Source organism: Desulfobacter curvatus DSM 3379 (assembly GCF_000373985.1).
GTDB classification, from domain to species: Bacteria; Desulfobacterota; Desulfobacteria; order Desulfobacterales; family Desulfobacteraceae; genus Desulfobacter; species Desulfobacter curvatus.
Genome location: NZ_KB892918.1, coordinates 1 through 8,621, shown reverse-complemented (window position 1 = coordinate 8,621; position 8,621 = coordinate 1). Strand labels below are relative to the sequence as shown.

At 48.9% G+C, this 8,621-nt stretch carries 8 protein-coding genes and 1 pseudogene; 5 read left to right on the top strand and 4 right to left on the bottom strand.

Going from position 1 to position 8,621, the window contains the following annotated elements; genetic code table 11:
• Positions 1 to 124: 124 nt before the first annotated feature.
• Positions 125 to 430, bottom strand: a complete 306-nt coding sequence (locus B147_RS0103195; RefSeq protein ID WP_020585807.1) for a hypothetical protein — start codon at positions 428 to 430, stop codon at positions 125 to 127.
• Between the two features lie 35 nt (positions 431 to 465).
• Positions 466 to 1,188: a disulfide isomerase DsbC N-terminal domain-containing protein gene (locus B147_RS0103190; protein ID WP_020585806.1), complete on the bottom strand. Its 723-nt coding sequence runs from the start codon at positions 1,186 to 1,188 to the stop codon at positions 466 to 468.
• 394 nt (positions 1,189 to 1,582) lie between these two features.
• Between B147_RS0103190 and B147_RS0103185 the strand changes: the two genes are divergently transcribed.
• Positions 1,583 to 2,083, top strand: a complete 501-nt coding sequence (locus B147_RS0103185; RefSeq protein ID WP_020585805.1) for a GatB/YqeY domain-containing protein — start codon at positions 1,583 to 1,585, stop codon at positions 2,081 to 2,083.
• Positions 2,070 to 2,705 (top strand): class I SAM-dependent methyltransferase, encoded by a 636-nt coding sequence (locus tag B147_RS0103180; RefSeq protein WP_020585804.1) that lies wholly within the window; start codon positions 2,070 to 2,072, stop codon positions 2,703 to 2,705. Before B147_RS0103185 ends, B147_RS0103180 begins: the two co-directional genes overlap by 14 nt.
• A gap of 96 nt (positions 2,706 to 2,801) precedes the next feature.
• Here B147_RS0103180 and B147_RS0103175 read toward each other — a convergent pair whose 3' ends face one another.
• Positions 2,802 to 5,321 carry an amino acid permease gene (locus tag B147_RS0103175; protein ID WP_020585803.1) on the bottom strand — a complete coding sequence of 840 codons (2,520 nt, stop codon included), beginning with the start codon at positions 5,319 to 5,321 and terminating at the stop codon, positions 2,802 to 2,804.
• A gap of 545 nt (positions 5,322 to 5,866) precedes the next feature.
• On the opposite strand from B147_RS0103175, the gene wrbA reads away from it, so the two are divergent.
• The 3 genes from wrbA (at position 5,867) to B147_RS0103160 (ending at position 8,132) form a co-directional block, all read left to right on the top strand.
• The gene (gene wrbA / locus B147_RS0103170; RefSeq protein ID WP_020585802.1) at positions 5,867 to 6,478 is read left to right on the top strand and encodes an NAD(P)H:quinone oxidoreductase; all 612 of its coding nucleotides are present in this window, start codon (positions 5,867 to 5,869) and stop codon (positions 6,476 to 6,478) included.
• A gap of 26 nt (positions 6,479 to 6,504) precedes the next feature.
• Entirely contained in the window at positions 6,505 to 7,251 is a 747-nt protein-coding gene (pgl, locus tag B147_RS0103165; protein ID WP_020585801.1) for a 6-phosphogluconolactonase, read from the top strand.
• 140 nt (positions 7,252 to 7,391) lie between these two features.
• The gene (locus tag B147_RS0103160) at positions 7,392 to 8,132 is read left to right on the top strand and encodes a TVP38/TMEM64 family protein (RefSeq protein ID WP_245568904.1); all 741 of its coding nucleotides are present in this window, start codon (positions 7,392 to 7,394) and stop codon (positions 8,130 to 8,132) included.
• A gap of 301 nt (positions 8,133 to 8,433) precedes the next feature.
• Here B147_RS0103160 and B147_RS27260 read toward each other — a convergent pair.
• Positions 8,434 to 8,621, bottom strand: a pseudogene (locus B147_RS27260) (group II intron reverse transcriptase/maturase); the annotation flags it as partial.

Below are 8,621 nucleotides of genomic sequence, written 5' to 3'. Positions count from 1 at the left end.
TCAATTCGTAGGGTGGTGAATTTACGTCTGAAAGGTCCATGCACTTTTTGGTATCGGGAAAATGCAGAAAAAATGATTATGCTACGATCATACTTTAAAGCAGGGCGTTGGGATTGTTTGAAACTCATGGCAACCACGCACAATCCAATGCCGGCGGCATGACCGGGAAAATGGGAATGCGCCCGTCCGGCTTTATCATCCGAAGTATTTTGTAAGAAACGGAAGGCTGGTTGTAAAAAAAAATTTTCGTCTTTGTTTTTCCCAGGTATTGAACCGGCCCAATCACTGAATATCCTTCGGCTTTATACCGGGCAAGGGTTATGGTGATAGGGTCCGGGGCTTCTTTTGAGAAATTCGAACTCCCGGCAAGAACTTCTGCAGGGAGAATCAGGCCGGCGGCTATTATGATTGTCAGGAAAAGTTTGTTCATGGCCTTACTCCTTCTTGTTGCATTCTTTTTGTTGACTAATTTTTAAATAAAAATAAGTGAATATCTTCGGGCATGCCGATATGAATCCGGCCCCGGGCATTGACAATAAAAGGAAAATTTTGAATGGACAGGGCCCGGGCCACAAGCAGGTTGTATTGAATGCCCGGAACCGGTTGATCGGATGCCCCGTCGTTACCCACCGAATTATTGATAAAGGCATCCATGGCGGCCTCGGGATCTTTTTGGGCCATGGATGCAAGTGCCTTTGATTTTGCCATGCTGGTCTTGTGAAGCAGGGGGGTGATCACGGCATGGATCTTAAAATTTTTCTTTATAAGAGAGGACTTTTTAATTTTGCCAAAAAGTTTGTGACAAACACCGCAATTGGGATCTGAAAAAATAAAGACTTCGTCAGTACCTGTCCCAAGGCTCAGGGTGAACATCTGTTGGGATGATATACCCAAATATTTAAAGTTAACCCTCTCTTTAAATTTTTTCAATTCATCTACATTGGCCAGAACCCTTCCGTTCCAGACGTCAATCAGGCGACCCTGGAAGACATAGCGGCCGTCCCGGGATATAAGATAGGTGAGTCCCTGTTTTGTCCTGACGAAATTCAAGTCCTTAACGGGCAGGGCCTCTTTGCTGACAAAATCTTTTGGCGGAACAAATTCAAAGGCCGGAGCATCATGGACAAATAAGGATAGAAACAAGAAAACCGGGGTAAAAATGCCAATAAGTTTGGTAAAAATTTCCATGGGAAATCCTAAATTTAAGTTAATCCATCCGTGGCTTCAAGAGCTGCAATTAAGAGAATGGGATGGGGAAAACTAGGGCATTTTCTTTTATTATCTATAAATTAAAACAAACGGTTTAATCGTTGTCAATCAATATTAAGAATGACACGCTCGTAAATTTCATATTTTATGCCGGTCTTTTTCTTCCAAGAAAGAACAGAAGGCTGTTAAGGGGCATAAATTATAGATCCGAACAAGGTTTAATACATAAAGAATCTGTGCAGGTTACACAGACTTTTTTATAAAAACACCCCGCTTTGAATTGAATCGCCGCTCTGTTTATTTCTCCCGGATAGTGGTAAATATTAAAGGTAAAAACAACATCGAACCCTTTTATACGAGGAGAATACAGGCAATGGCAGAGAACACAGCCCAATATGGATGGAATGCATCAATGGGGATATCCCTTTATGATAAAATCCGGCAGGATATGAAAACATCCATGCTTCAAAAAAATACAGCGGTAAGGGATACCATGCGATTGATTATGGGGGCGTTTCCCGAAATCACTGTTCCCATCACCCTTGAGAGCGGGAAAAAATCAACCCGGGCAAAAACGCCCGGGGAAATAACAGATGAGGATATTCATAACATCATCCGAAAATTCGTCAAATCTGAAAAAACCGTGCTGGAGCTAAAGAAAGAAACATCCTCTGATTATCTGGAACTTTTGGAATCTTATCTGCCCAAGATGGCGACCACTGAAGAGATTGAAGCCTGGATAAAAACCAATATAGATTTTTCTGCCATCAAAAGCCCCATGCAGGCCATGGGAACTGTGATGAAACATTTTGGCAAACTAGCCGACGGCAACCAGGTCAAGGCCATTCTCCAGGGGATGAGTGCTGAAAAATAATCGTTCAATGGGGTATTCAACTTTAGATTATTACAATCAAAATGCCTTGAAAGTGGCTGAAAGATATGAATCTGCTGATGTCATACAGCTGCATGATTTTCTTTTGTCCAGCCTGAAACCAGGCGGCAGACTTCTGGAGCTTGGGTGCGGCTCAGGCAGGGATGCCGCCTTTATGATCAGCCAGGGCTTTAAGGTGCTGGCTACAGATGGCTCGGCATCTGTTGTTGAACAGGCAAAAATACATCACCCCGAACTTTCGGGGCATGTAGTTCACTTAAAACTGCCGGGCGGGCTGTCAAGCAAATTAGGAACGTATGACGGAATATACGCCGTTGCCGTTCTAATGCATCTTTCCGTACAGGAAATTGAAAGCACAATATCTGCTGTTAATTCTCTTTTGGCCACAAAGGGCAGATTTGTATTTTCAGTCCCGGCCCGGCGGGATGAAGTCATGACAAATGAGTTTGATTTTAAAGGCCGGCGATTCACAACATTATCACCGGAGGGGTGGAAAAATATATGCCTGAAATACAACCTGCAAATTGTCCGGACCATGATTTCCGAAGATGGCCTGGGAAGAGACGGAATTGTCTGGATGAACTGTTTGGCTGAAAAACCTTAAGCAAATATCTTGAAGATATGACCAACAAAATTATTGGTGAAACCATTCATTCCGACAGCTCGGACGCAGAGGTTGTAAAACAGTTGAAATAGGCCATTACTGATTTTCGTTCTCCACAGCAAGCCCCTCATCCTTGGCCCGTTGGGAAATCTCCTTGAGCTTGGCTTGTTCCTTAAGCACCTTTTTATTGGCCTCTTCGGCTTTTTCCTGCAATGCAATCTTTTCTTTAAGATGCTTTAACAGGTTCGGATCATTGAACTGCATTTCATCGGCATCTTGGATAAATTCCGTGGCGGATTTTGCAGCCTGCCGGGCGCTTTTCTTTGCCGCCTCCACCCTTTTTTGGGCATGCTTGAGTTCATCAAACAAAAGCGCCAGTTCACCGGCCCTGCCCTCTTCCGGGGATGAGTCCAGTTCGATTTTCTGGGCTGCCATGACCATGGCCACCGTTTTCAGGCCCGGCAAAAGCTGATCTGCCGGCAACTCACCAAACATCAGGGCATCATCGTTTTTCAGGGATACAGGGATAAACACCAAATCGGCCTGCCCGGATGTTTTTAAAAACACCGTTTCATTGATTCCAAGGATAATTTTAGGTTCGGCCTGGATACGGAACTCATCCAGGGTATCGGCTAGCATCTGCATGATCTGCTCGTTGTCCCGGTCAAGATAACAAGCTAAAAGCCTTATCCGGGCATCTTCCCAATGATCGTCTCTTGTGATCAGATAGGCAAGAAGAAGCATGAGCCGGCTGGTGTCGTCATCCTTCCACCAGACATCAATGGTTCTTTGCTTGCCGGAACTTTCAGGCACTTCATTCAGTTCCTTTTGATCCCAAAGAATGATATTGCACCCGGACTGGACTGCCGGCCGGATCAACTCCCGGTAGTCGTGGAACCGGACAGGATCATCATTCTTGACATACTGCTCATGCCAGTTCAAAAGCACGGTATTGGCCTTGACCGGCCCAAGGCCAAAGCTCTGGCACAACACGGACAGGCCATTGGTTGCATACTCCGAAGAGAGTACAAGGGAAAAGGCAGAACTTTCTTTCTCAGAAATGATCCGGGCCAGCTCCTTTTCCCCCTCTGCCTTAAGTTTTACGGCACGGTATCCCCGGGCCTGAATAATCCGCACGGCTGTTGTAATACCGCTTTTCCCCTCAATCAGAGCGGAGAAATCCAGTAACGGCTTCATATGTTCTTCGTCATTGGAGAATGCGAGGACATAAGGCCGCCAGTCCCTTGGGTGTTCGGGATCCTTTTGTGCACCCATCAGATTATCCCTGACCAGCTTAAGATGGTAGGACCGCCGGCTGTCCGCCCACCTTGCAGGGGCCGACACCCGTTTGAGATACTGAAAAACGGCAAACAAGATGGCCACGGCAGCAATCCCGGTTTTAAAATCAATGGCCAACATCACGCCCAGACAAATCAACGCGCCCACAAGGCTGATCTTTTTACTGTACCATCTGAACCGGGGCCTGAAGGACGGGGTTTCGGCAGATGCTTCAAAATAGGTGGCATAGTTGAGCAAGCCGTAGGAGATCAGGAAAAACATGGAGACCACGCCTGCAATCAGGTCCAACTGGCCCATAAAAACAGTGGCCACAGCAATCCCGAACGACAGCAGCACTCCCCGGCGGGGATTGCCGGACGGCCCATAGCCCTTGGCAAAGGGAACAAGAAAAGAAAATATCTTATCCGATGCCAGGGACTTTAAAATTCTTGGCGCACCAAGAAAAGAGGCCATGGCCGAAGAGAGGGTGGCGGCAATCACACCGCCATTGATCAGCCAGCCATACATGGCGATCTGTTTCATGGCCCCGTAATCACCGGCCAGGGTTTTCAAAGGTGTGGAAGCGGCAAACACCACAGCCACGGAGAAATAGACCAGTATAGAAAGAAAAACCGCAGCAAAAGTCCCTGTGGGCAGGCTTTTACCCGGATCTTCAAGATCGCCGGACATGCTCACCCCCTGGGTAAATCCGGTCACTGCCGGAAAAAACAGGGCAAACAGGATCCAAAAGGAGGCCGTGCTTTCCCCGGCACCCCAGTTCTCCATCAAAAGTCCGGTATCCCATTGCCGGATACCGCCAATGTAAAAGGATAGAAGCGCCAGGATCAAAAACACCATGACCACATACTGGAACTTGGTGGCCAGATCCGCGCCGATCCATGCCAGCAGAAACAGGAACAGCAACGCCGCACCGGCAATAAGCTGTACCGTAACATGGCCGCTCAGGCCGAGAATGGCGGCCAAGGCCTCCCCGAAACCAATGCAGTAAAAGGCAATGGACACGGACTGGGCTAAAAACAGCACAATGCCGATGGCCCCGCCGAACTCTATGCCAAGGGTTCTTGAAATCAGGTAATAATCACCGCCGCCGCCCACCTTCATATTGGTGGCAATGGCAGCCAAAGAAAAGCTGGTCAGAACGGAAATCAGATTAGCCACGGCAATGATAATCAAAGCCTGACCAAGCCCGGCAGCCCCCACCACATATCCCAAACGCAGGAAAAGAATAATCCCGAGGATGGTCAAAATACTTGGCGTGAAAACACCGGCAAACGTACCCAGTCGTCCGGAAGCGGTCCCACTGTTATTTGATGACATGGACGTTTCCTTAAATTATCGCCCTTCAGGCAGGCTGTGAGTTGATAAAAAATTACTATACTATTAAACAAAGGTAAATAATCGAAACTATGGTCCCCGGCCATGCGAAACGTTTTTAATCAACTATTTACCACGGCTGGGATTGCTGGTAAATAACCGGTTTCAGCAATTTAAAATTTACTTTTTGTTCGCGGGGCAAGCCCATGGGAAAATACGGTTATCCTCTAATATAGTTGATTCTTGGGTATTCATCGACCTGGTATCAACTTACTCTGAAGGAGAGGACCGCCATGGATTTCAAAATTAAAAATTCATGCGCCTGTACTGCAGCTATGAAACAGGTCCAGTGCGATATAAAATCAGTAGAAACTACATATCTTTATCCTAACATATGAGTAGAAACCCGTATTTACTCTTCATCATTTTTTTTGTTTAGTCAATGTAAAATGATTTGGTATCCATAGCTCTAAAAGTTTAAGTTACCCCGCCGTTTATTCCGAACATTGAAAAGTAGGCAGCAAAACCGATAACAGGAGGATCATTCAATGAGAATATTGATCGTTTACTACTCTACCTATGGCCACGTACACAAGATGGCGGAAGCGATTGCAGAAGGGGTCGGACAGGTCGTTGGCGCCGAAGCCGTATTGCGGCGCGTACCGGAAACCCTGCCTGAAGATGTCCTTGAGAAGATGGGGGCGGTCGATGCCCAACAAGCAATGGCCCATATACCCGTCTGCACGGTTGACGAGCTTGCCGGGGCCGATGCCGTCATCTTCGGCACACCGACCCGCTTCGGCAATATGTGCGGGCAGATGCGCCAGTTTCTGGACGCCACCGGCGGGCTCTGGGCCCAGGGGGCCCTGGTGGGCAAAGTGGGCAGTGTATTTACGAGCAGCGCCACGCAGCACGGCGGCCAGGAATCCACCATACTCTCGTTTCATGTCTCGCTTTTGCACCACGGTTTTGTGATCGTGGGGTTGCCCTATGCTTTTCAAGGACAGATGCGCATTGATGAAGTAACAGGCGGTTCGCCATATGGCGCTTCAACAATCGCAGGGGGATCCGGTGAGCGAATGCCCAGTGGGAACGAGTTGGAGGCAGCGCGCTTTCAGGGCAAACATGTCACCGAAATTGCCAAAAAACTCATGGGATAGTTTGGCTTCAATTTAGATGACTCGATATGAGAGAGAAATCACAGCCTGAAATAAATGTTTTTTCCAACCACGAGAAACTGTCGTCCGCCCTGGCCGCTTACATCGTCCGCCAGGAAACCGATGCCGTGGCCAGGCGCGGCAGATTCTGCGTGGCCCTGTCAGGCGGTTCGCTCATAAACATCATCGGACCGCCCCTGGCAACCTTAAGCGCTGATATAGACTGGTCTGCCTGGCATATTTTCTGGGCTGACGAACGATGGGTGCCCAAAGAGAGTCCGGATTCCAATTACAATCTTGCGAATCGACGACTCCTGACCCATGTCGGGATCCCGGCCGGACAGATTTATGCTGCTGACGATTCGCTGGCGCCTGCGGCGACCGCACAAACCTATGAAAACCTCATGAGAAATGTGCTGAAACCCGAATCCGGACCATGGCCGAGGTTTGACCTGATCCTGCTGGGCATCGGCCCAGACGGCCACACGGCCTCTTTGTTTCCGAACCATCCGGTGCTGGGCGAGACCCAACGCTGGGTGCTGCCGGTGACAGATGCGCCCAAGCCCCCGCCCATCCGGATCACGATAACCCTGCCCGTGATAAATAATGCGCGCAGCGTTCTGTTCGTAGCGGCCGGGGAGCAAAAGGCCAGTATATTATCGAGGGTGCTTAACTCAAACGGGAAGAGACCGCCACTGCCGTCCCAACTGGTAAAGCCATCAGACGGCAAGTTGGAGTGGTTTCTCGACAGGGCCGCAGCGGCAGGCCTGGTCTGAAGGCGCATGCACGAACTACCACAAGGGGGTAACATGAAATCAATTCAATCAACCGCTATCTTCACATTCGCCTGGCTTTGGCTCCTTTCTTCGAAATCCGGACAGTCTGCTATCCCGGCATTGAGGGGATTGCAGCGAAAATGGAGGAACATAAAATGGAATCCGGTAATAAAAAGCATAAAATGATTAAAAAGGCTGCCATTGTGGTGCTGATTGGCCTGGGGGTGGTGGCCTTCCGGTACTTTGATCTAGGGCAATACCTCACCCTTGATTATATCAAAGCTTCCCAGGAGAGGTTTCAGGCGCTCTATCTCTCCAATCGTTTTTCGGTCATTGCCGTGTATATGATTATCTATATAGGGGTTACGGCACTGTCGCTGCCCGGCGCTGCGGTTCTCACGCTGGCCGGCGGCGGCCTGTTCGGTCTGGTGGCCGGGACCGTGGTGGTCTCCTTTGCCAGCACCATCGGTGCCACTCTGGCCTGTCTGGTCTCCCGATTTTTGCTGCGAGAATGGGTCCAGGGCAAGTTCGGGGATAAGCTGGCAGCCATCAACGCCGGCATTGCCAAGGAGGGCTCCTTTTATCTGTTCACCCTTCGTCTGGTTCCGGTTTTCCCCTTTTTTGTCATCAATCTGATCATGGGGCTTACGTCAATGCCCCTGCGGACGTTTTTCTGGGTGTCTCAGGTCGGCATGCTGGCCGGAACGATCGTTTATGTCAATGCCGGCAAGGAGCTGGCCAAGATCGATTCATTGTCCGGAATATTATCCCCGGGCGTACTGATTTCTTTTGCAATTCTCGGTCTTTTTCCGATCACTGTCAAAAAGTTGTTGGCGTTCTATCAGAAAAAGTTCAGGGGACCAGAAACCAGAAAGGTATAGTGACCTGCATACAAAAACACCCAGCAAGGGGGAAGGCATGAAAACCGACACACCTTTTACCATCGTCATTTTCGGCGCATCCGGCGATCTTACTGCTAGAAAATTGATGCCAAGCAACAGGGCGTCGCCGACAGGCGCTTTTTGGAGGGCATATTCCACAAGCTGCTCATCAATTTTACCTGGTGGGTCAACAGGAAGGACGCCGATGGCAATCGGGATAGGACTCCCCATCACTGAGGAGCCCTCCCACACCACCCGGCATACGGATCTCGTACCAGGGCGGTTCGGCTGATTTTATGAATCAGTTCCCAGGCAGATATAATCCTTGATCAATAAAATATCGTTCAGGCATGGCAATGGCCACCCATTTGATTTTACTCATGTGCCAATACTTTTTGCGGGCATTGCCGCATAGCATGGCATCCTGGTGAGCAATACCAAGTTTCTCAAGGTTGCGAACCCTGGTTTTGGGATTTTTCCATTGTTTCC

Coding starts and splice junctions, on each gene's coding strand:
- B147_RS0103195 (WP_020585807.1), bottom strand. CDS start 430: ATGAACAAACTTTTCCTGACAATCATAATAGCCGCCGGCCTGATTCTC.
- B147_RS0103160 (WP_245568904.1), top strand. CDS start 7,392: ATGGAGGAACATAAAATGGAATCCGGTAATAAAAAGCATAAAATGATT.
- B147_RS0103185 (WP_020585805.1), top strand. CDS start 1,583: ATGGCAGAGAACACAGCCCAATATGGATGGAATGCATCAATGGGGATA.
- pgl (WP_020585801.1), top strand. CDS start 6,505: ATGAGAGAGAAATCACAGCCTGAAATAAATGTTTTTTCCAACCACGAG.
- B147_RS0103190 (WP_020585806.1), bottom strand. CDS start 1,188: ATGGAAATTTTTACCAAACTTATTGGCATTTTTACCCCGGTTTTCTTG.
- B147_RS0103175 (WP_020585803.1), bottom strand. CDS start 5,321: ATGTCATCAAATAACAGTGGGACCGCTTCCGGACGACTGGGTACGTTT.
- wrbA (WP_020585802.1), top strand. CDS start 5,867: ATGAGAATATTGATCGTTTACTACTCTACCTATGGCCACGTACACAAG.